Genomic DNA, 21,424 nt, shown 5'->3' on the forward strand with positions numbered 1-21,424 from the left:
GACATCCGCCCGGGGCGGCTTTGGGAGGGCCTGGCGCCCCGAACTCACGGGAGTATCTTCACATGCATAAGTACTGGCTGTCGGGCGTGGCGCTCGTTGCCGCCCTGGCGTTTTCCGGCGCCGCCAGCGCGGACATCAAGATCGGCGTCGCGGGGCCGATCACGGGTCCCAATGCGGCGTTCGGAGCGCAGTTGGTCAACGGCACGCAGCAGGCCGTCGACGACATCAACAAGGCTGGCGGCATTCTCGGCCAGAAGCTCGTGCTCGAGCAGGGCGACGACGTCAGCGACCCGAAACAGGGCGTTTCGGTCGCCAATAAATTCGTCGGCGACGGCGTCAAATTCGTCATCGGCCACTTCAACTCGGGCGTGACCATCCCGGCCTCCGACGTCTATTCGGAGAACGACATTCTGTTCGTCACCCCCTCGGCGACCAATCCGAAGCTGACCGACCGCAAGCTGTGGGACGCGTTCCGCACCTGCGGCCGCGACGACCAGCAGGGCCTCGTCTGGGCCGAACTCGCCCGCGACAAGCTCAAGGGCAAGAAGATCGCGATCATTCACGACAAGACCACCTACGGCAAGGGCCTCGCCGACGCCGCGCGCGACAACATGCACAAGTTCGGCGTCAACGAGGTGCTGTACGAAGGCGTGAACACGGGTGAGAAGGACTATTCCGCGATCGTCTCCAAGATCAAGGAATCGGGCGCCGATTACATCATGTGGGGCGGCCTGCACACCGAGGGCGGCCTGATCCTGCGCCAGATGCGCGATCAGGGCATGAAGACGGTCATGATCTCCGGCGACGGCATCACCGACAACGAGTTCGCCCAGATCGGCGGCCCGGGCGTCGAGGGCACGCTGATGACCTTCGGCCCGGATCCGCGCAACAACCCGAACGCGAAGGACGTGGTCGCCGAGTTCAAGGGCAAGAACTTCGACCCCGAGGCCTATACGCTCTACTCCTACGCCGGCCTGCAGATCATCAAGCAGGCGGCCGAGAAGGCCAAGTCGGTCGACCCGAAGAAGGTCGCGGAAGTCATGCATTCGGGCATGCCGTTCCACACCGTCATCGGCGACATCGCCTACGACGCCAAGGGCGACCGCAAGTCCGTCGACTTCGTCTGGTACGTCTGGAAGAAGATGCCCGACGGCAAGATCAGCTACGAGCAGCTGTGAGCAACGACTGAAATCCGGGGCCCGGCGGAGCGCATGCGCCTCCGCCGGGTCGTCCCGGGCGGGAAGACGAGGGGGCGCGCGAACGCGCTCGCAGGACTGACGATCCGCCGGCGACGGCGGGCTTTTTTGATGGTAAGCCCGCCGGAGATCTCGCCGCCTTGCCTGGCGTGGCGGCTCCGGCCAGCCGCAGGCTTCCTGTTGACTCTATTTGCAGCCGTCGCAGTTCCGGCCGTTAAGTGTGGCATTTCCCGATGTTTACGTCGCCTTATGCAGGCGGAGCCGCACCCTCAGAGTGGTGACCTCCTGTCTTATCCCGAATTCGTCTTGCGCTTTCTAGCAGTGCGCGACAACATCAGGATTTAGAGGTAGCGCCCGTGGATTTCCCGACGTGGATCAGCCTGTTCGATACCATCTAGGGGGTTTTCCTCCGGTAAACATTGATTGGCAACAATTGGTGCCTTTGATTGGGCGAGCAAACGCTGCGCTTGCCCGTTACGATGGGCTAGTCGCGTCGATTCCAAATGCTGCAGTCTTGCTGTCGCCCCTCACGACACAGGAGGCGGTACTGTCTTCAAAGATTGAAGGCACCGTCGTCACGATGGGAGAGGTTCTGAAGCTCGAGGCCGGAGCTGGCGATGACCTCGCGCAACCGAAGCGAGACGACGCTGAGGAAATCACGAATTATCGGACAGCGCTGCGATTCGCTTCTAATTCACTAGCTGACCGTCCGCTCTCGCAATCTCTTATAAAGGAGACGCACGCGCTATTGATGAATGGTGTTCGCGGAAGGGATAAAGATCCGGGAAATTATCGTAACGAACAAAACTGGGTAGGGACGAGAGGTTGTCCTATTGCAGATGCGTCCTTTATACCGATACCTCAAGCGCATCTTCAATTCGGTATGGACAATTGGGCAAAGTACGTTAGTGAGACGAGAGAGCTCGATACATTGGTTCAGCTAGCAATTGTTCATGCGGAATTCGAGGCGCTTCATCCGTTCAAGGATGGTAACGGCCGTCTTGGCCGAATGATAATTCCTCTATTCCTGTACGAAAGAAAGATACTGAGTGGTCCGAATTTTTACATGAGTGGTTATTTGGAGGCGCGTCGAGAGGAATACATTGAAGCGCTCCGCAGAATATCCCGCAACGGTAGCTGGACGGAATGGTGTCAATTTTTCTTGAGCGGGCTCATTGAACAAGCATCAGAAAATCAAGCAAGAGCGCAGTCAATAATTGAGTTGAACCGTAAGATGTCCGGACAGGTCGCGGAGGCAACCCATTCAGAACACGCAAGCAGTGCTGTAGAATTCTTATTCTCTAACCCAATTTTTGCCAGTTCCCACTTTGTTGAGTATTCGCATATTCCACGTCCGACTGCCTTACGCTTTCTACGCGTGCTTCGAGATAAGGGCGTGTTGCGAGTCATTGTTGAGGGTTCTGGGCCTCGGCCGGCGATATACGCATTTCCCGAGTTACTCAATATCGCAGAGGGAAAGCCGCTATTTTGAGTCTCACCAATTAGCAGCTAGGCGAGAAGCGTCTCATTTTCTCGTTAAAATGAGACGCTTGTGGGCCAGTGGTCAATGAGTGAGACGGTTCAAGATAACGGAAAGGCGAGGTGGTCACCCGGTTGTCCATCTCAACGCCGCCCGACGAGGATCCGGCGATGACTCCGAACGAGCTTCTCGACGAAACCATCGACGCGCACGGCGGCCGCGAGCGGTGGCGGCGCGTCGCCGCGATCCGCGCGAAACTGTCCTCGGGCGGGCTCGCCTTTCGGTCGCGCTGCCAGCCGAACGCGCTGAAGCGCCTCGCGATCGAGGTGCGCCCGCACGCGGTCGCGGTCTCGCTCGGCGACTTCGTGCGTCCGGGCTGGCGCGGCGACTGGACGCCGGCGCTCGCCGCGATCCGCGACGACCGGGGGACGGTCGTGGCCGAGCGGCGCGACCCGCGCAGCCATTTCCGCGGTCCGCTCAATCAGGTCTACTGGGACAAGCTCGACATTTTGACCTTCGCCGGCGCGGCGCTCTGGAACTATCTCGCGTTTCCCTTCATTCTGGAGCGTCCGGGCGTCGCGCCGACCGCGGTCGGCGAGGACAACGGCGCCCTCCGGCTCGACGTCCGCTTCGCGCCCGAAGTTCCGACCCATTGCGCGCGCCAGAGCTTTCATCTCGACGCCCGCCGCCGCCTCGTCCGGCACGACTATACCGCCGAAGCGATCGGCTCCTGGGCGACGGGCGCCAACCTTTGCCTCGCGAGCGAGGTCGTCGGCGGCCTCCGCTTCACCACGCGCCGAAAGGTCTTTCCGCGCCTCGGGCCGTGGAAGACGGTCGTGCCGTTCCCGACGCTGGTGTGGATCGAGATCGACGATCTCGCCGTCGACCTCCTCGATCCGCGCGGCGGCGTGACGGGGCGCCCGCTCCTGGGGTAAGACCATGCGGCCCGCCCGGTCGGGGCCAGGAAGAGGGAGAGCCATGCTCAGGATTTTCGCCGCCGCTTCGTTCGCCGCGCTCGTCGCCGCGACGCCGCTCGCCGCTGTCGCGCAGACCGAACCGGGCGCGCATCCGCACGATGCGCATCAGCCGACGCGCTCCTACCGCAGCGAGATGCGCAATCGGCGCGCTCAGGTCCATCACCGCGCCCGCGCCGGGGCCGAGCACGTGCGCCAGATGCACGAGCAGTAGCCTCACCGAGGACGAAGGCGCGCCGGACGGCCCGGCGCGGCCCGCAACCGGGAGCGAAGCGCCCCCATGACCGATTCGGATTTTCATCCCGGCGAGCGGATCGAGGCGCTGGAAAGCGCCATCGACGAGTTGCGCGAGGCGATCGCGCGCAGCCGCCGGCTGATGACCGCGGGCGGCGCCGCGGCCGTCGCCGGTCCGCTCCTGCTCGTCGCGCTGATCCTCGGCCTCGTCGCCTTCACGCCGGCGCTGACGCTGGTCGCGCTCGCGCTGCTGATCGGCGGGATCGTGCTCATGGGCAGCAGCAAGTCGAGCACCGAGCAACTGGAGCGCGCGCTCGCGCTCGCGCAAACGCAACGCGACGCGGCCATCGACTCGCTCGGTCTCGTCGCCGACGAGCGCCCGCCGATCGACGCGCCGGGTCGCGTGCTGACGTGGCGAAGCCGGACCGAACGCCCCTGAGGGGAGGGCGCCCGCCTCAGCCCACTTGGCCGAACTGCGGAAAGGTCTCGATCAGCCACAGCGACATCGACTGGAAGCCGCCGGTCAGAAACAGGACGCCGGTTCCGACCAGGAGGACGCCGACCGCTTTCTCGATCGCGCCGAAGCGCTTCTTGACCGCGCCGGAAGCGCGCATGAACGGCCCGATCGCGGCGGCGGCGGCGATGAACGGCAGGCCGAGCCCGAGGCTGTAGACGGCGAGCAGGCCGGCGCCGGCCGCGACCGTCTCCCGGCTGCCGGCGACCGCGAGAATGGTGGCGAGGATCGGGCCGATGCACGGCGTCCAGCCGAGCGCGAAGGCCATTCCCATCAGATAGGCGCTCCACGGGCCCGCCGGCTTGTCGATCGTGACGCGCGCCTCGCGCAGCATCGCCCCGATCCGGAACGCGCCGAGAAAGTGCAGCCCCATCAGGATCACGCCGATCCCGGCGGCGATCGACAGCACGTGGCTCCATTGCCGGAACAGGCTGCCCAGCGCCGAGGCGGTCGCGCCGAAGGCGACGAACACGGTGGAGAAGCCGGCCACGAACAAGAGCGCGGTCACCAGAACGTCGCGCCGCGCGCGGGCCTCGCCCCCCTGCGCCAGCGATTCGACGCTCGCCCCGGCGAGATAGCAGAGATACGGCGCGGCGAGCGGCAGCACGCAGGGGCTGGCGAAGGACAGCAGGCCTGCGCCGAAAGCCGCGGGAATGGAGACGTCGGTCATGGGTCTCTTTCATGGCCCTTCCGACGCGACGGGTCAAACGCCGCCGACCCCGACGCAGGAGGCGTCGAGGCCGCTCTTGCGGGCGGGCGTGCGCCGCGCCCTGCGCCGCAATCGGTCATGACCGGTCGTCGGCCGCGCCGTCCCTGCGCGCTCGAACCGCCTCCTTGGACGTCATCGCGAGCCGCTAAGCGGCGCGGCGATCCAGAGCCCCAGCGATGGCGTTTGCGGCTCCTGGATCGCCACGTTTCGCTCGCCATGACGGCGTTTTCGGCGTTCTCACGGTTCCACTCAATTGCAGCGCGCTCCAGGTCGACGCGAAGCGTGTAGGAAGGCTGGACCCGCATGAGCGGCCGAATGTCCGTGAAGCGCCCGGCGTCTGTCCGAGAGCGTGGACGCCTGTTTCCAGGAGACGCGAAGGATCGGCGTGCCCTTCGTCGCCGGATGCGCGAGACGCCGCGCTCGACAACGTCGCCTCCGAGACGGCGGTAGAATCTCACCGCCGCTTCGTTGGCCTCGAACACCCAGAGATGCAGGCCGCTTGATGTCGCCTCATCGGAAAGAAAGCGCGCGGCTGTGCGCAGCAGGCGCTCGCCGAGACCTCGACTGCGCAGCGTCGGCAAGACGTGGAGATTGTCGATCAGGCTGCCCCACTCCGCATCCAGGTCTCGGTAGACGCAAATGAAGCCGTGGACCGCTGCTGATGGAGCGACGGCTACGAAGACGGTGCGGGAGGGATCGGGGCTGGCGAATCGGTCGGACCAGAAGCTCTGCCGTTCCGCCTCGATGGACCCTTCCAGATAGCCGGGTTCGTGAATGTTCGCATAGGCGTCGCGCCAGCTGGCGCAATGAACGAGGGCGATGTCCCGCGCATCGCTCGCCGCGGCCTGCCGAATTCTGATGCGCTCCATGCGCGCCCCCGTCTACGCCCGTCTCGGCGCGGGCACCCTTCAGGAATTCGCGGGTTGCGTCAAAGACCCGGCGGGTCGGCGCCGTTCCAGGCGGTTCTCGTCGCATCGCGGCGCTCCTGAACGGCCGTCACGACGGACATCCCCGGCCGTCGCGCAGGAGGCGAGCCGCGACCCGCCCGCCCCTTCGGTCCTCGGCGTCGATACGCCGGAGACTGGCGAGGCCGGCTTCCTGGCTGGCTCCCGGGGCGCGTCGCAATGGAACCGCGAGCGCGCCGCGTGCGCGGATTACAAGGTCGGGCGGCGCGTGAAGGAGAGCCAGATTCCGCCGGCGATCAGCACGCTGCCGGAAGCGCGCCCCAGCCATTTCGTACGGCCCGGCTTCTGAAACCAGGCGCGCCCGTAGCCGGATGCGACGGCGTAGGCGGAATCCGACAGGCCGGCGAACAGGACCGAAACGGCGCACATCAGGCCGAGCTGCGGTCCGGCGGGCAATGTCGGATCGACGAACTGCGGCAGGAACGCGGTGAAGAAAACGATCGTCTTCGGGTTCGTCAGCGCAACCAGCAGGCCTCGCGCGAAATGGACGTGATGCTTCGGCGGCGCCGGCTGCTCGGTCGCAGTCTTTGCGTTGCGCCACGCGCTGACCCCCAGATAGACGAGATAAAGCGCGCCCGTCCAGCGCAGCGCTTCGAACAGGACGACGGCGTTGGCGAGAACCCAGCTCAGGCCGAAGGCGATGGCCGAGAGCAGGATCGCATTGCCCAGGGTGGTCCCGGCCGCGGTGGCGAGCGCCGCCCGGATGCCTTGCGACGCGCCCGTCGAGATAATCAGGGTGACGATCGGTCCCGGCGTGAGGATGAGGATCGTCGTGATGAGGACGAATGCGGCGAAGAGTTGAAAATTCATGAGCTCCCTCCCGGCGACAAGTCAGATGGAGTGATCCCGACTTCCGCGGATTTGGCAAGCGGCCGCCGGCGCGCGTGGCGCCGAGCGGGCTTCCGAAAATGCCTCCTTGCCGATCGCTTCCGCCGCGCTCACCGAGCGCGGCTTGAGCGGCCGCCGCGCCCCGGGGCAGGTTTCCAAGGCGAGCGGGCGGAACGCGAATCACCCCTTCCGCGCCTGGGCGGCGAAGGCGTTGAGCGGGCGCCGGAAACCGCGCCTCGACGCAATCGAAGAACGGCCCCAGGTGATTCTAACCTCAGGCCCAGGAGGAGAGAGCCACGTTATTCTGGTCCGCCTGCGAGGCGCCGGCAATCGGCGAAGCTTGCGACGAACGCTGCCGGGTACAGTCAACCGTCTGATTTGACAATACTTAGTTTTTATGTTAACAAAATGCTAAGATAATTCGCGCCCTACAGTAAACACTGTCGTGTTCTGCTTTCTTTAAAAATCGATTTTGCTCAGGGGATTTTCGATGCTTGCAAATCGAACGCGAGAGCGCCCTGTTCCACGAATCGTCTCTTTTATATCCGCCGTCAGCGTGGTGCTCATGGCGGCTGCGTGCCCTCAGAATCCCAATTTGCACCCCGCCATCACCGTCAACAATGCCGGCGGCCAAACGCTCTCGATTACCGGGACCGGATTCAGCCATTACAATCCCTGCGCGCAACTCTCAGTCATCGGTCCCAATCGATATGGAAATGCAACGATAACAAATGGCGCGGCCTGCAGTCTCGGAGTTATCAGTCCTGCGGTCACCTGGAGATATTCATACTTCGGATGTCAGCCGAGCGCCGAGGCCAGTTTCACGATCTTTGCAGTCGACCTCGCCTATTCCGGGAACGGCGCTGCCGCAACGATTTCCCTTCCGTGGGGTCCCAACTGCGCACTGTCCACGGCCTGCGGCGCGTTGGGTCAGAACGCTTGCCCCTCCGGATGTCAGGTCGGCGGCGTCGATCCGAAATCCGGAACCTGCGTTTCATGCGGAACGGAAGGACAGCCTGTCTGCACCGCGACGTCCGGATGTCAGAGCGGGTTCCATCCGAACGGCGTTCCGGCCTATTGCACCGCGTCCTGCGGCGGGGTCAACGGACCCGCGTGCATAACGGACGGGTCGGCCTATGGCGTCACCTATGTCTATCACTGCTACGGCGGATCGACCATCGATCCCAGCGGCGTATGTGTCCCCGACTCGTCCCCGCGACCCTGCAGCGAAATAAACTCGGGAGGCACCGGCGAGCCTGAACCGGCGGTCTTCATACCCCAAGGCTGTCGATGAACACCGGGGAGGCGCGACGGCTCGTGGGCGACGTCTTCGCCCCGCTGCGCGGAGCGCAAACCCCTTGTGCGCGTCTTCGGTCAGGTTCGCGATGGCGCGATCGGCAACCCGAGAGTCCGGCGTGAAATGCAAGACTATCGTTCACCGTCGTTTCGCACCAGGCTCGTTCCGGACTTCTGGCCGAGAGCTGACCAGGCGCGGGCGAAATTCGAAGACTTCATGGGCAACCCGAAATCGCACACGTTCAGCGGTCCCCATCAATGCTGGGACTTCTGGTACATGCCGAATGTCTACTGCTACCTCAGGACCGACCCCGCCAAGGTTCTGGGCCGGGAGCTGGTCGACGATTTCCTGCAACGCCTCCGCGACTTCTGCGCGACGGAGTTGCAGGACATGACCGCCCTCCATCCGTGGATGTCGTTGCACCTCAACGGGATGCGCCACGAGGTGCATAACGACAGCTGCAACGGCACGTATGCGTACGTCTTCTCTCTCACGCGTGACGTCGACAGATTTACCGGGGGTGAGACGTGCGTCGCGCGCTCCGGCGTCTTCGAGGAGCTCGAGCCGCGTCGCAACAACGCGTGGCATGGCTTTTTCGAGGTCTTTCCGGCGCGGTTCAATCAACTCGTTCTCTTCGATGACCGCCTGCCTCACATGGTGCCGGTGGTGCAGGGAACCATGAATCCGCTCGCCGGTCGCCTCTGCCTCACCGGACATCTGCGGTAGGGCGGGATTGGAAGGCTAATGCAGAGCAGGCGACGCCGAGACACGCCTGGAAAGAAACCCCCCGGATTGGATGCACAGATCTGCGACGAAGTGGCCGATCATTGACGCCCAGAGACCATAACGCCAATATAGCCAGCCAAAAATCAGTCCGGGAATCCCGTTGAGCGCCAGCGCGCGCGCCACCGTAACAAAATTCAGTCCCATTGCGACCTTGGTCAACGGCAAATGCCCAATGGCGAAAATGAGGGCGGCGATCGCGTTCGCCAGCCAGAGCTGGAGCACGGTCGGCGCGGCCGCCGAGGTCGAGGTTTTGGCCAACAGCCACGCGGCCACCGAGAAGACGAACAGGCGGGCATAAATCTCCTCGTTGACGCCCCCGTAGACACTGGCGAGCAGCGCCCGCCAGAGAGGAATGCGAGACGCCAGGTCCTGCCCGCGCTGCGGCAGGCGGGAGGCAAACAACATGACGTCGCCGGCAATAACCACGCCCGCAGCGACGAGGCCCCAGACACACGCGACGATCAGCGCCGACGCGATCGGAAAAGAGCCCTCCGCCTGATTCAGAAAGCCTCCCGAAAACGGGGCGCCGAGCCCGACGGAATGCGCCGCCCAGATTCCCACGCTGATCGCAACCGCGAGGAAGAGGGCGCTTTGCCCGAGATGGGCGATGACCAGTCCACGGGTTCCGACTGCGCGATTGCGGCCAGACGATGCAACAAGGCTCAACATGTAAGGCGTCGCGCACACGGAGCCGAACAGCCCCATGGCGAACAACGCCCCGAATTCAGCCCGAAAGTCCACGGAGTTCGATCTCCACCGCAGCAAGAGGCGTTCTTCCCATGAGCGATTCCAGCAGCGAGATTACCGCGTTTCGGCTTGGATATCGATTCGAGATGCGGTTGGCGGCGGCCCCCCAGCATCGCGACTGGCTGAACCGGACCAGAAGCGGTTTTGCAAACCGTTGCCTGCCGATGAGGATCGCCAATCAGGCCGGCTGGGTCGTTCTCAACGACCGACCGCTCCGGGCGAGATGGTCGGGCGGCGCGGACCCCTCGGCCGTTCTCGTCGAGCCCACGGGCGCGCCGCCGCACGCGGCGACAAGCCATTTTGGCGAAGGCATCCTGACTTTCCTGATCCCTTTCCTGTTTCGCACCGCCCCGGGGACGTCGCTCCTGTTCCGCGGGCCGGCCAATATGCCGAAAGATGCGATTGCGGCTCTGGAAGCGGTCGTCGAGACGGACTGGTCCGTCGCTGCGGTTTCGATGAACTGGAAATTCACGAGAGCGGACGTCTGGGTCGAGTTCGCCCGCGACGAACCGATTTGCATGGTCGTTCCTCAAGATCTCGGTCGCTTGGAGAGCCTGGTCCCGAGAATCCGGAATATCGACAGCGAGCCCGAGCTTCACAAGAATTTTCATCTCTGGAGCGAGAGCTGCCGGTCCTTCAATGAGCGACTTCGCAACCGCGAGCCCGCCGCCGTGCGTCTGGGATGGCAGCGATACTACTTCAACGGGGGCGCGCCGCACGCGGGTTCGGACGTGATCGCCGGGCCCGGCGAACACCGCACCCAACTGGCGCTGGCGGAGTTCGCCGAACCGGCGGGCCCGCCCGGGAGGTGACGAAAGGATCGCATAATCGACGCGACGCCGGACCCGATCGCCGACTACGCCTCCTCCGCCACGCGGGCGTCGTAGCGGAAAAGGAGCCACTCCGCGAGCAACACGTCCGCCAGCTTTTCGGTATGGCGCTGCCTGATGACGTTTCTCACCCTCTCGTCCTTGTACAGTCGAAGGCACGCCTGGCATCTGTGGGCATACAGGTTTTCCCACTCGATCCGCTCGTCGTGCGTCGCGGCCCAGGCCAGGATGCGTTCCGGACCCTCGACGCGGATCCAGCGCTTCAGGAAGTCGTTGGCGGCTTCTTCGTCCGCCTGTCTCAATGTTGTCGTGCGTATGTGCCCGACCTGCAGTTCCGGCACGCTTCGTATTCCCAACCCGCAACACGCCGAGATGCGCCCGTCCGCCTGAACGGTCGTCGTGGTCAGACAGCTGTTGCATCCGCCGCGTCTGGCGAGATTGTCCCGATTGGCCGCCATCCCGTCAGGATAGGCGGCGTGGTTTGACGGCGACGTCGGCATCCATGGGCTCTCGAGGACATGAATCCGGGCGTCCGGAAACTGGCCGACCATGTCCTTGAACGCCGGGCTGTCGGTGAGCGTGGCCGCGGTGACGCTGCGCCCGCGCACCGTCTCGACCATGACGCAAATTGTACGAAATCCCGCCTTGCACGCCCCGAGGCACGCCCTGAGGATGTTCTCGACAGGAACATATCGGGCGTGCTCGTCGCCGGTGCTGAAATTGATCTCCGCCAGCCCCGCCGCTACGAGCGACGCGGCCATTTCGAACGCTGCGTTCCCGTCTGCGGCCCACCACGCGTTGGTGACCACTCGCGTCACGAGTCCGGCCGAGGAAGCCCGTTCGATGGCGCACAGGAGCTCGGCAAGCCGCAACGTCGGCTCGCCCCCGGTGAAGACGACGACCAGGTACCCGCTTTCGACCGCCTGATCGATCGCCGACAGCATCAGGTCCCGGTCGAGCGACGTATGCGCCCCCGGATTGCTGAACGTTCCGCAATGCTTGCAGGCGGCCGTGCATCCGAACGTGAGCAGCAGCGACAGCGTATGGTGCGCGGGGATCGCCTCGAACATCAGGGCGTCCATTCGTCGATGGGTCCAGGCGATCTCAGGGCGCCGGTGTCGCGAAGCCGTCCGGCATGGACCACCATTTCCGCCGCGAGCGCTTGCGCAAAGCGTTGCAGATCGAACCGGCTCAACCCGAAGAAAGAATCCTCCGCGTCCGGCGCCAGGCAGACCGGAGGCGGACAGGCGGGCGGCGGCGACGGGCACACCGGCGGCGACGGACATCCGGGCGGCGGCGCGGGACAGCCGGGCGGCGGCGAAGGCGGGCAGACCGGCGGCGGCGACGGACACGCCGGCGGTGGAGAAGGGCATCCCGGAGGGGATGGACATCCGGGCGGCGGAGGGCACCCGGGGGGCGGCGGACACACAGGCGGCGGCGGAGGGCAGCCGGGCGGCGGTGGAGGGCAGCCGGGCGGCGGCGACGGTGGGCAGACCGGCGGCGGCGACGGGCACACTGGCGGCGGCGGCGGAGGGCAGACCGGCGGCGGTCCGGGCGGTTGCGGCCCGGTGACCAGGGCGACCGAGTCGACGAAGACGAAGGTCTCGACGGCAACCGCCACGACAAGGATCGATATGAGGACGGGACTCCAGAACTCGGGAAGGCGAGGCTCAGACGGGACCGTCGTTTGCTGAACAGACCTCTCGGTCGGAAACCTGGTCTCGTTGAGAAGCATTGCATACAGCAATTCAGCATCGCCGAAATCTTTTATTGCTTCGGCAAAATCAATCTTAAGCTTGTTCTGGTCGACGACCTGGAGAAGAAATTTGCGCGCCTCCGCTGGATCGCGCCCGCGATAGACTCGACGTACAGATTGATGCAGATCATGCTGATATCGGGACGCCCACTCGAGAAACCCACGGCTGCTCAGCAGTGCGTAAAATAATCGATTGCCCTGATCGATGACCGCGGGGGATGGCAAGTCTTTGCCTATGACGCCGTCAACCAGGACAAGCGTCGGATTGCGGATGAACAACTCCTGTGCGGCGCGCGAGTCGCGCAGACGTTCGAACAACGCCTCGATTCGAGTGGAAAAGTCGTCGTAGTGCAGGATCAATAGATCGGTTCGAGCCATGACATTCGTGCTCCGCGCCAATCCGGCGCCTTAGAGCCATGTCCGTTGAGATCGAGAGACCTAGAACGCCATTAACGTAGCAAGATCATGTAATTCTTGAAATCTGCGCACCGCACCGCTATGCGATATTGAAAGACAAGCTTGCCATAGTTCGTTCTCTTCGAAAACTAAATCTTCGTCCCGCGGCGCTCGGGCGCACAGGAATCGGCCGCCGTAATGCGAGCGGTGCTTGTGTGGAAGATGCTGAAGCCATGGAGGAAGAGGAACAAGACACCGTGCCTGCAATTTACCCGATATTGAAAGCGTAACATCTTGGTCGGGAAGGCGGCGTTGTTCCTCTGGCTGAAGGCGTCCGAGGCAGCCTTGGAGGTCCAGATCGGCGGACTCCGCATGTGCCGGGTCCAGCGTCTGCACCCGCTATCCCGCCAGTTCCCGCCCTTCGGCGCCCGCTTGCCGCCCTCGAACCAGATCCGAAGGAACTCCCGAGGTGGTTGTCCGCAAGGAACCGGACGGGGGCGCCTTGGGAGGGGCGGCGCCCCGTCCTCGCGGAGCGCAATCCATCATTCGGAACCCACATGACTGCCCTTCTCGGCCACGGAACGCTTCATAAACAAGACAGCGAACGCGACTGCGAAGGTCAGCGCGGCCATCATCCAGAAGGTGTCGAAATAAGCGAGCGAAGACGCCTGCTGCTGGCGCAAATTCTCCAGCGCCTGCCAAGCCAACTGTTGGGCCGCAACCGGATCGCCGGTTTGCTGCAGGAAAGCTCCCTCCGCCCGCCCGAGGAAGGCAGCCACCGCCGGATTGAAAGGATCGAGCGACTCGCCGAGCCGCAGGGCGTGAAACTGATCGCGCCGCTCCTGGAAGGTTTGCGCCAGCGACGTCCCGACGCTTCCTCCCTCGTTGCGCAGCAGGCTCAACAAGCCGACGGCGGCCCCGCGCAACGCCAATGGCGTATAGAGGTAGGCCGCTACGTTCGCAGGCGCAAAACAGACCGCCAATCCCGCCACCACGAGCACCCGGGGCCAGACGACCTGACCTGGGCTGATGTCGAGGTTGAGCTGGGACATCCAATAGTTTCCGGCGGTCATGATCAGCAGGCCAACAGCGATCAACCATCGCGCGTCCATCTGCTGGCCGAGCAGGCGACCGACGATCGGCATGGCCAGAACGGCGGCGAGTCCGGCAGGCGACATCACCAATCCAGAGCTCAGCGCGTCATAACCAAACAGCGACTGAAGCAGACCGGGGAGAGAAGTGCTTGCGGCATAGAGTGCGAGATAGGCGCAAAAAATGATGAGACAGCACGCCGCGAAGTTGCGCTCGCCCAACACGCGGAAATTGACCACGGGGTTACGGTGACGCAACTCCCAGACAATCAATGCGGCCAGGCCCGCCGCAACGAGAATGGCCAACGTCTGGACCCGCCAGAACGGGTCGCCCAGCCAATCCCACTCCTGGCCCTTGCTGAGCATCACCTCCCAGGAGACCATGACGATGACGAGCAGCGACAAACCGATCGAATCGAAATGGAAGGGCTGCTTTCTCAACTCCGCCCGCTCGGCGACAAGATAATCCGGATCGCGAAGCAGGGCATAACACCCGCCCAGCGCGAAAATTCCGACGGGCACGTTGATCAAGAACACCCAGCGCCACGAGTAGGAGTCCGTTATCCAGCCGCCCAAGGTCGGACCGACCACCGGCGCGAGCAGCGCAGCAAAGCCGAACAGCGTCATGGCTACGCCTTGCCTTTCGCGCGGGAAGGCGTCCAGCAACACCCCCTGGCTGCTGGGTTGCAGACCGCCGCCGGCCAAACCCTGGATCACGCGGAACAGGATCAGCTGACCCAGATTGCCAGCCAGTCCGCACAGCAAGGAACTGAGGGTGAAGATCGCGATCGACGCCAGGAAGTAATTGCGGCGACCGAGGTGAGCGCTCAACCAGCCGGTAATCGGCAGAATGATCGCGTTGGCGGCGAGGTAGCTGGTGAGAACCCATTCACTGTCGTCGACTGCGGCCGACAGGCCGCCGGCGATGTAGCGCAGCGCCACCACCGCGATGGTGGTGTCGAGGACCTCCATGAACGTCGGCACGACGACGATGGCGGCCACCAGCCACGGGTTTCGCGCAACACGTGGCGGGGCGGGCGAAAGCGCCGCGGCCGTCACTTTGGCGCGCCCGGCGGGTTCGCGATCGAACCGCCCGCCTGGGAGTCGGGCATTGAGGCCTGCAAGTACTTGCCGGCGTCGGGCCCGGCAGGCGGCTCTTTGAAGTAAACGTACGGAACGACCGACGTGCCGATGAACAGCGGGTTCTTGTCCGGATCGTAGTTCTCGAGATCGATGCGAACCGGCAGTCGCTGCACCACCTTGACGAAGTTGCCCGTGGCGTTTTCCGCCGGCAGCAGCGCCAGGGTCGATCCGGTTCCCTCGGTAAAGCCGGAAATGCGCCCCTTGAACACGTGCCGCCCGCCGTACATGTCGACGTGGAGATCGACAGGCTGGCCGATCCGCAGGTCGCCGAGCTGCGTCTCCTTGAAATTGGCGTCGATCCAGATTTCATCGAGCGATCGGATCGCCATGAGACTCTGGCCGACCTGCACATTGTCGCCCGGATTGACGTTCCGGCGCGTGATGACGCCATCGATCTCGGCGACGACGTCACAATAGTCGAGGTCGAGTTCGGCCTGGGCGAGATCGCGCCTGGCGACCTCGAGCCTGGCCTCGGCCTGCTTGACGTCCGGCGCGTCCGCCGCCAGCCGAGTAAAGACGCTATTGATGTCGCCTTCTTTCTCGAACCCGTCGAGCATCTGCTTCGGCGTCTCCTCGAACGAATGGATGACGCCGAGCTGGGCCGCGCTCTGGATCACGCCCGCCTGCGCCTGGAGCACCGACGAAAAGGTTTGATCGAGATTGGGCGGAACCCGGCCGAGATCTTCGCCGTCGGATTGCGCCGGCAATCCCAGGGAGGCGCGGATCTGACGGACATCGGCGAGCGCCGCGGTCACGTCCGCGCGCGCCGCCAACAGGGCGGCCTGCCGCCGGTCGTACTCCGACCTCGGCGTATCGCCCGTCGCCACCAGCTTCGCGGCCCGGTCGAAGTCGACCTGAGCCAGCGCGAGCTGGGCTTTGCTCTTATCGACATCCGCAACCCTGGCGCGAAGCAGGGCGACCTGGTTGTCCACATCCTCGAAGGCGTGCTGCAACGTCCAGCGCCGGCTGTTGGCCTCCGCTTCGAGGCCGCGCACCTTGGCCTTCGCCACCTGCAGGTCCGCCGTCGCCGTATCGACAGCCGCTTTTTTGATCGCGACCGCGATCTGGAAGGGCTCCTTGTCCAGTCCGACCAGAAGGTCTCCCTTGCGCACCCGGTTGTTGTCGTCGACGAGGACGCGCGCCACCTGGCCTCGCACGCGCGCGGCCACGAAGGTCACGTGACCGTTGACGTAGGCGTCGTCCGTCGAGACCGTGGCGAGCGCCGTCTGAACCCAGGGAACGCCGAACCACACGGCGCCGGCCAGGATCAGGGCGCCGATCGCGGCAAGCAGGATTTTTCGCCGCCGCGTGGACTTCGGCTTCTCTGCGGGGACGGGCGGCGCTGGCGAGGACGGCGTCGACTCCGCGGCGTCGACTCGGGCCCCTGCGATCTTCTCGTGGTTTTGCTCGCTCATATCGAGACTCCTGCCATCGACGATCGACAGCGCGGCGTTCCGTTTCCGTGATGAGCCAGAAAAATCGTGTCTAGAAGACTTGTAACTATAGGCGAGGCGGACCGCCACGACAACAGCCCAGTCAAGACCACACTAAATCCATCGAGGGCGTGTCTTGTCGTGCGCTACACGCTGCGGCGACGTCCAATTCAGCGCGACCGAGGCTTGCTTCGGGCCAGCCCCGCGTGGTCAGGGCCGGCTCGTCCGCTGGCGCGCCGGCTTCCGCCGCACGCGACGAGGCTGGCGAGCGCCGAACCGGCGCACCTCGGGTCACGCGTCGTTTTCGCCGCCGCGCCGCCCGCAAGTCCTCGAGACCATGGAGTCCGGACGAGGAAATCCAGGCCGAGCCGAAGGTTCCGGACCGCCTTTACGCGGACGCGCGGATCAGGGCGGCGGAAGCGCAGCCGGGTTTCCCGCCGTCCCGCCCTTGCGATTTGCGGCCCGATGGTCCACATGGGGAACCGGAAGGTTGGCGAAGGACGTACCGCTCGCCAATCGGGTCAGGTCCGGAAGGAAGCAGCCCTAACGAGACAGGGCGGGTCTTTGTCCAACCTTCCACCTTCGCTTCTTGGCCGCCGATGGCGCGCCGCCGCGGACAGCGTTCACCCCATCGAGCCATAGCGGGGAGTTGCGAGACGGGCGATGAGCGACTCCCTGTTTCCCGCCGCGCCCGAGGCCGCGCCGGCGCCCTATCGGGTGCTGGCGCGAAAGTACCGCCCGCAGCGGTTCGACGACCTGATCGGCCAGGAGCCGATGGTCCGGACGCTCGCCAATTCCTTCGCCTCCGGCCGCATCCATCAGGCCTATATCTTCACCGGCGTGCGCGGCACCGGCAAGACCACCACCGCGCGCATTCTCGCCCGCGCCTTCAACTATTCCGTGCCCGGCAAGGTCGAGCGGCCGAGCGTCGACATGCCCGAGCTCGGCGTCCACTGCCAGGCGATCATGGATTCGCGCCACGTCGACGTGATCGAGATGGACGCGGCCTCGCACACCGGCATCGACGACGTGCGCGAGATCATCGAGAACGCCCGCTACTGGCCGGTGTCGGCGCGGACGAAGGTCTACATCATCGACGAAGTGCACATGCTGTCGAAACAGGCCTTCAACGGCCTTTTGAAGACGCTCGAGGAGCCGCCGGAGCACGTCAAGTTTCTGTTCGCCACCACCGAGATCGACAAGGTGCCGATCACCGTGCGCTCGCGCTGCATCCGCTTCGACCTCAAGCGGATCGAGCCGGGCCTGATGGTCGAGCACCTCGCGCGCATCGCCGCCGCCGAGGGCGTGGCGGCGGAGACCGCCGCGCTTCAGTTGATCGCCCGGGTCGCGGAAGGGTCGGTGCGCGACGCGCTGTCGCTGCTCGACCAGGGCATCGCCTATGGCGGCGGGCAGGGGGTGACGGCGGTCGCGGTGCGCGACATGCTCGGCCTCTCCGACAAGGGCGAGATCGTCGATCTGTTCGAGCGGACGATGAAGGGCGAGATCGCCGCGGCGCTCGACCTCATGCGCGGGCTCTACCGCGCCGGCGCCGACCCGGCCGACATCCTGATCGAGGTCGCCGAGTTCTGCCATACCGTCACGCGCATCAAAATCGCGCCCGACGCGCCCGACGACGCGGCGATCGGCGAGGCCGAGCGCGCCCGCGCCCGGGATTTCGCCGGCAAGCTCGGGATGGGGGCGCTGACGCGCGCCTGGGCGATTCTGATCAAGGGCGTCGACGACGTGAAGGACAGCCCGCGTCCGCTCGCCTCCGCCGAGATGGCGCTGATCCGCCTCGCCTTCGCCACCGACCTGCCGAGCCCCGAGGACGCGCTGCGCAAGCTCGCCGACAGCGCCGAGGGCGCCCCCCGCCACGTTCCGCAGCCGACGCCGACGGGCGGCCCGCGCGCGGCCCTGGTCGCCGTTCCGGCCTCGCAGGCCGCTCCGCCTTCGCATGCGCCGCCCGCGCCGGCGCCCGCGGTGAAACTGGCGCGCTTCGAGGACGTCGTGGCGCTCGCCCGCGCGCGGCGCGACATCCAGCTCGTCCACGCGCTCGAGCGCGACATCCGGCTCGACCGGTTCGAGCCCGGGCGCATCACCGTGTCGCTGGTCGAGGGCGCTTCGCCCGCGCTCGCCCAGACGCTCGCCAAGCGCCTCGCCGACTGGACGGGCGAGCGGTGGATGGTGGCGCTCGTCCAGGGCGCGACCGCGCCGACGCTGCGCGAGACGGCGGCCAGGCGCGAGGCCGACCGGACCAGCGACGCGGCGCAGAACCCGGTGGTGCGCAAGGTGCTCGAGCGATTCAAGGGCGCCCGCATCGTCGAGGTGCGCGCCGCCGATTCCGCCCCGCCGCCGCCCCCGCCCGAGCCGCTCGCCGACGACGACGTCGGCTACGCCGATTCCGAGGCCCCATTCGACGACGATCTGTGAACGAGGAGAGACGCCCGTGGATTTCATGGGAATGATGAAGAAGGCGCAGGCCATGCAGGCCAAGCTGCAGGAGACGCAGGACGAACTTCAGCGCGTCGAGGTGCAGGGCGAATCGGGCGGCGGAATGGTCCGGGCGACGATGTCGGGCAAGGGCGACCTGAAGAGCCTCGCCATCGATCCGTCGCTCTTGACGCCATCCGACAAGGAGATGCTCGAGGACCTGATCGTCGCCGCCTGCGCCGACGCCAAGGGCAAGGCCGAACAGGCGGCGGCCGAGAAGATGCAGGCGCTGACCGCCGGCCTGCCCCTGCCGCCCGGCATGAAGCTGCCGTTCTAGGCGCCGCGATGGCCTCGACCGTCGCCGGGCCGGAGATCGAGCGGCTGATTCAGTTGCTCGCGCGCCTGCCGGGCCTCGGGCCGCGCTCGGCGCGCCGGGCCGCGCTGCATCTCATCCGCAAGCGCGAGACGCTGATGCAGCCGCTCGCCGAGGCGCTGCGCGTCGCCGACGAGCGGATCGTCGCCTGCTCGACGTGCGGCAACATCGACACCCGCGATCCGTGCACGGTGTGCGCCGATCCGGGGCGCGACGCCGCGACGATCGTGGTGGTGGAATCGGTCGGCGACCTGTGGGCGCTCGAGCGCGCCGGCGCGATCCGGGCGCGCTATCACGTGCTCGGCGGCGTCCTGTCGCCGCTCGACGGGGTCGGGCCCGGCGATCTGGCCATTCAGCCGCTCGTCGACCGGGTGGCGGCCGGCGGGGTGAGCGAGGTCATCCTCGCCGTCAACGCGACCGTCGACGGCCAGACGACCGCGCACTACCTCACAGACTGTCTCGCCGACTACGCCGTCAAGGTGACGCGGCTCGCCCACGGCGTGCCGGTCGGCGGCGAACTCGACTATCTCGACGACGGCACGATCGCGGCGGCGATGCGGCAGCGGACGGCGTTCTAGAACGACCGACATGGGGCGGCTGCGCGATCGAAGGCCCGAAATCGACCGGCTTTCGCCACTGTCGCGCCCGCCGGGCAGGGTCTAACATTGTCCGACATCGTTGAGGCAAAGGCGGTTCCTGATGGCGACGGCGGCTTCCCCCGGGCTCTTCACGCCCCCCTATCCGCGACGGACCGAAACCCCGCGCGGCGCGCTGTCGACGATCCTGACGCTGCGCCGCAATCCGCTCGAGATCTGGGGCCGGGCGCATTTCGAGCAGCCGATTTTGATCGGCCGCACCGTCCTCGGGCTGCGCGCGGCCGCGCACGACCCGGCCGCGGTCCGGCGGGTCTTCCTCGACAACGTCGCCAACTACCGCAAGGACGACCTGCAGCTCAGAATCCTGCGCCCGGGCCTCGGCAACGGCCTGGTGACGGCGGAGGGCGACTCCTGGCGCCTGCAGCGCCGGTCCCTGGCGCCGCTGTTCTCGCCCCGCACGGTGGCGGACTTCGCTCCGGCGATGCAGCGCATCGCGGCGGCGACCGTCGAGCGGCTCCGGCGCCGTCGCGACGGCGCGGTCGCCGACGTCGGCGAACTCACCTCGCGCATGGCGCTCGAGGCGCTCGAGCAGACGCTGTTCTCGCAGGGGCTCGGCCGCGATCCGAGCGCATTCCAGCGCGCGGTCAACGCCTATTTCGACAGCTTCGGCCGCCTCGATCCGCTCGATCTCCTCGGCGCGCCGGACTTTCTGCCCCGCCTCGGCCGGCTGCGTGGCCGCCCGGCGCTGAAATTCCTCGACGAGGCGGTCGACGCCATCGTCGAGGGCCGCAAGCGGCTGCTCGATCGCGGCGACGAGGCGCCGCGGGACATCCTGACGCTGCTGCTCGCCGCCAGGGATCCGGAGACCGGCCGCGGCCTGCCCGACGCGGACATTCGCGCCAACATCGTCACCTTCATCTTCGCCGGCCACGAGACGACCGCCAACGGGCTGACCTGGACGCTGTACCTGCTGTCGCAGGCGCGGGACTGGCGCGCCCGCGCCGAGGGGGAGGCGGATCGCGCCTTCGATCCGGCGCGGCCGTCGACCTTCGAGGACTGCGCGGTCCTTCGCGCCGTGTTCGAGGAGGCGCTGCGGCTCTATCCGCCCGCCGCCGCCCTCAGCCGCCAGGCGATCGCCGACGACGAAATCCTCGGCGTGCGGATTCCGGCGGGAACCGTGGTGTCGATCGCGCCCTATGTGCTGCATCGGCGGCCAAACCTGTGGATAAACCCGGACGCCTTTGATCCGTCACGCTTTCTCGGCCCCGCGCGGGAGCGGATCGACCGCTTCGCCTACATCCCGTTCGGCGCCGGCCCGCGCGTCTGCATCGGCATGCCGTTCTCCCTCCAGGAGGGGGTCGTCATCCTCGCTAACCTGTTGCGGTCGTTTCGTTTCGAGCTCGTGGAGGGTCAGCGCGCGGAGCCCCTGCAGCGCATCACCCTGCGGCCGCGCGGGGGCTTGAAGATGCATGTGCGACGGCGCGACTCGAAATTCGAAACCCGCAGCTGAGAGTTTTTTCGTGACGCGGCGTTGACAGGCAAAATCGATCCCCCTATATCGCTGCCACTGGACGACGACGGCGCTGCGGAGACGCGGTGGCGGGCGGGGTTCGGTTTCGGGAACTTCCTGAGCGGCTCCTCCCTGC

General features: G+C 65.8%; 18 protein-coding genes and 1 other RNA gene. 12 read left to right on the plus strand and 7 right to left on the minus strand.

Annotated elements, in window-relative coordinates:
- Positions 1–62: 62 nt before the first annotated feature.
- From DFR50_RS15580 to DFR50_RS15600, 5 genes are all read left to right on the plus strand, one after another.
- Positions 63–1,178: a branched-chain amino acid ABC transporter substrate-binding protein gene (locus DFR50_RS15580; RefSeq protein ID WP_113890202.1), complete on the plus strand. Its 1,116-nt coding sequence runs from the start codon at positions 63–65 to the stop codon at positions 1,176–1,178.
- A gap of 388 nt (positions 1,179–1,566) precedes the next feature.
- Entirely contained in the window at positions 1,567–2,688 is a 1,122-nt protein-coding gene (locus DFR50_RS15585) for a Fic family protein (protein ID WP_113890203.1), read from the plus strand.
- Positions 2,689–2,846: 158 nt separating this feature from the next.
- Entirely contained in the window at positions 2,847–3,611 is a 765-nt protein-coding gene (locus DFR50_RS15590; protein ID WP_147262782.1) for a hypothetical protein, read from the plus strand.
- Positions 3,612–3,654: 43 nt separating this feature from the next.
- Entirely contained in the window at positions 3,655–3,864 is a 210-nt protein-coding gene (locus DFR50_RS15595) for a hypothetical protein (RefSeq protein WP_113890205.1), read from the plus strand.
- A gap of 66 nt (positions 3,865–3,930) precedes the next feature.
- Positions 3,931–4,323: a hypothetical protein gene (locus DFR50_RS15600; RefSeq protein WP_113890206.1), complete on the plus strand. Its 393-nt coding sequence runs from the start codon at positions 3,931–3,933 to the stop codon at positions 4,321–4,323.
- 16 nt (positions 4,324–4,339) lie between these two features.
- Here DFR50_RS15600 and DFR50_RS15605 read toward each other — a convergent pair whose 3' ends face one another.
- The 3 genes from DFR50_RS15605 to DFR50_RS15615 form a co-directional block, all read right to left on the minus strand.
- Positions 4,340–5,068 carry a cytochrome c biogenesis CcdA family protein gene (locus DFR50_RS15605; protein ID WP_113890207.1) on the minus strand — a complete coding sequence of 243 codons (729 nt, stop codon included), beginning with the start codon at positions 5,066–5,068 and terminating at the stop codon, positions 4,340–4,342.
- The gene (locus DFR50_RS15610; RefSeq protein ID WP_245427821.1) at positions 5,065–5,976 is read right to left on the minus strand and encodes a GNAT family N-acetyltransferase; all 912 of its coding nucleotides are present in this window, start codon (positions 5,974–5,976) and stop codon (positions 5,065–5,067) included. Before DFR50_RS15610 ends, DFR50_RS15605 begins: the two co-directional genes overlap by 4 nt.
- Positions 5,977–6,261: 285 nt before the next feature.
- Positions 6,262–6,882 (minus strand): LysE family translocator, encoded by a 621-nt coding sequence (locus DFR50_RS15615; RefSeq protein WP_113890208.1) that lies wholly within the window; start codon positions 6,880–6,882, stop codon positions 6,262–6,264.
- Positions 6,883–8,260: 1,378 nt separating this feature from the next.
- Between DFR50_RS15615 and DFR50_RS15620 the strand changes: the two genes are divergently transcribed.
- Positions 8,261–8,923 (plus strand): 2OG-Fe(II) oxygenase, encoded by a 663-nt coding sequence (locus DFR50_RS15620; protein ID WP_147262783.1) that lies wholly within the window; start codon positions 8,261–8,263, stop codon positions 8,921–8,923.
- Positions 8,924–8,938: 15 nt separating this feature from the next.
- Here DFR50_RS15620 and DFR50_RS15625 read toward each other — a convergent pair whose 3' ends face one another.
- Positions 8,939–9,724: a CPBP family intramembrane glutamic endopeptidase gene (locus DFR50_RS15625; RefSeq protein ID WP_113890210.1), complete on the minus strand. Its 786-nt coding sequence runs from the start codon at positions 9,722–9,724 to the stop codon at positions 8,939–8,941.
- Between the two features lie 38 nt (positions 9,725–9,762).
- Between DFR50_RS15625 and DFR50_RS15630 the strand changes: the two genes are divergently transcribed.
- Entirely contained in the window at positions 9,763–10,542 is a 780-nt protein-coding gene (locus tag DFR50_RS15630) for a DUF6065 family protein (RefSeq protein WP_113890211.1), read from the plus strand.
- Between the two features lie 44 nt (positions 10,543–10,586).
- Here DFR50_RS15630 and DFR50_RS15635 read toward each other — a convergent pair whose 3' ends face one another.
- The 3 genes from DFR50_RS15635 to DFR50_RS15660 all read right to left on the minus strand — a co-directional run bounded on the left by DFR50_RS15635 (position 10,587) and on the right by DFR50_RS15660 (position 16,361).
- Positions 10,587–12,074: a radical SAM protein gene (locus DFR50_RS15635; RefSeq protein ID WP_210208916.1), complete on the minus strand. Its 1,488-nt coding sequence runs from the start codon at positions 12,072–12,074 to the stop codon at positions 10,587–10,589.
- A 1,180-nt stretch (positions 12,075–13,254) separates the two neighbouring features.
- Positions 13,255–14,805 carry a DHA2 family efflux MFS transporter permease subunit gene (locus tag DFR50_RS15655; RefSeq protein WP_210208917.1) on the minus strand — a complete coding sequence of 517 codons (1,551 nt, stop codon included), beginning with the start codon at positions 14,803–14,805 and terminating at the stop codon, positions 13,255–13,257.
- 53 nt (positions 14,806–14,858) lie between these two features.
- A complete protein-coding gene (locus DFR50_RS15660; RefSeq protein WP_113890217.1) occupies positions 14,859–16,361 on the minus strand; it encodes an HlyD family secretion protein in 1,503 nt (500 codons plus the stop codon).
- Between the two features lie 502 nt (positions 16,362–16,863).
- On the opposite strand from DFR50_RS15660, the gene ffs reads away from it, so the two are divergent.
- The 5 genes from ffs (at position 16,864) to DFR50_RS15685 (ending at position 21,288) form a co-directional block, all read left to right on the plus strand.
- Positions 16,864–16,960: signal recognition particle sRNA small type (gene ffs / locus DFR50_RS15665), an RNA gene on the plus strand.
- 82 nt (positions 16,961–17,042) lie between these two features.
- Positions 17,043–18,809: a DNA polymerase III subunit gamma/tau gene (locus tag DFR50_RS15670; RefSeq protein WP_113890218.1), complete on the plus strand. Its 1,767-nt coding sequence runs from the start codon at positions 17,043–17,045 to the stop codon at positions 18,807–18,809.
- Between the two features lie 25 nt (positions 18,810–18,834).
- Positions 18,835–19,146, plus strand: coding sequence for a YbaB/EbfC family nucleoid-associated protein (locus tag DFR50_RS15675; RefSeq protein WP_113890227.1), 312 nt, complete (start codon positions 18,835–18,837; stop codon positions 19,144–19,146).
- Between the two features lie 8 nt (positions 19,147–19,154).
- The gene (gene recR, locus DFR50_RS15680) at positions 19,155–19,760 is read left to right on the plus strand and encodes a recombination mediator RecR (protein WP_113890219.1); all 606 of its coding nucleotides are present in this window, start codon (positions 19,155–19,157) and stop codon (positions 19,758–19,760) included.
- Positions 19,761–19,881: 121 nt separating this feature from the next.
- Positions 19,882–21,288: a cytochrome P450 gene (locus DFR50_RS15685; RefSeq protein ID WP_113890220.1), complete on the plus strand. Its 1,407-nt coding sequence runs from the start codon at positions 19,882–19,884 to the stop codon at positions 21,286–21,288.
- Positions 21,289–21,424: the final 136 nt, after the last annotated feature.

Source organism: Roseiarcus fermentans, from assembly GCF_003315135.1.
GTDB lineage: Bacteria > Pseudomonadota > Alphaproteobacteria > Rhizobiales > Beijerinckiaceae > Roseiarcus > Roseiarcus fermentans.

Bases quoted from the DNA above. Each gene is read 5' to 3' on its own strand.
- DFR50_RS15580 (WP_113890202.1), top strand. From the start codon at position 63: ATGCATAAGTACTGGCTGTCGGGCGTGGCGCTCGTTGCCGCCCTGGCG.
- DFR50_RS15590 (WP_147262782.1), top strand. From the start codon at position 2,847: ATGACTCCGAACGAGCTTCTCGACGAAACCATCGACGCGCACGGCGGC.
- DFR50_RS15595 (WP_113890205.1), top strand. From the start codon at position 3,655: ATGCTCAGGATTTTCGCCGCCGCTTCGTTCGCCGCGCTCGTCGCCGCG.
- DFR50_RS15600 (WP_113890206.1), top strand. From the start codon at position 3,931: ATGACCGATTCGGATTTTCATCCCGGCGAGCGGATCGAGGCGCTGGAA.
- DFR50_RS15605 (WP_113890207.1), bottom strand. From the start codon at position 5,068: ATGACCGACGTCTCCATTCCCGCGGCTTTCGGCGCAGGCCTGCTGTCC.
- DFR50_RS15610 (WP_245427821.1), bottom strand. From the start codon at position 5,976: ATGGAGCGCATCAGAATTCGGCAGGCCGCGGCGAGCGATGCGCGGGAC.
- DFR50_RS15615 (WP_113890208.1), bottom strand. From the start codon at position 6,882: ATGAATTTTCAACTCTTCGCCGCATTCGTCCTCATCACGACGATCCTC.
- DFR50_RS15630 (WP_113890211.1), top strand. From the start codon at position 9,763: ATGAGCGATTCCAGCAGCGAGATTACCGCGTTTCGGCTTGGATATCGA.
- DFR50_RS15660 (WP_113890217.1), bottom strand. From the start codon at position 16,361: ATGAGCGAGCAAAACCACGAGAAGATCGCAGGGGCCCGAGTCGACGCC.
- DFR50_RS15670 (WP_113890218.1), top strand. From the start codon at position 17,043: ATGAGCGACTCCCTGTTTCCCGCCGCGCCCGAGGCCGCGCCGGCGCCC.
- DFR50_RS15675 (WP_113890227.1), top strand. From the start codon at position 18,835: ATGGGAATGATGAAGAAGGCGCAGGCCATGCAGGCCAAGCTGCAGGAG.
- recR (WP_113890219.1), top strand. From the start codon at position 19,155: ATGGCCTCGACCGTCGCCGGGCCGGAGATCGAGCGGCTGATTCAGTTG.
- DFR50_RS15685 (WP_113890220.1), top strand. From the start codon at position 19,882: ATGGCGACGGCGGCTTCCCCCGGGCTCTTCACGCCCCCCTATCCGCGA.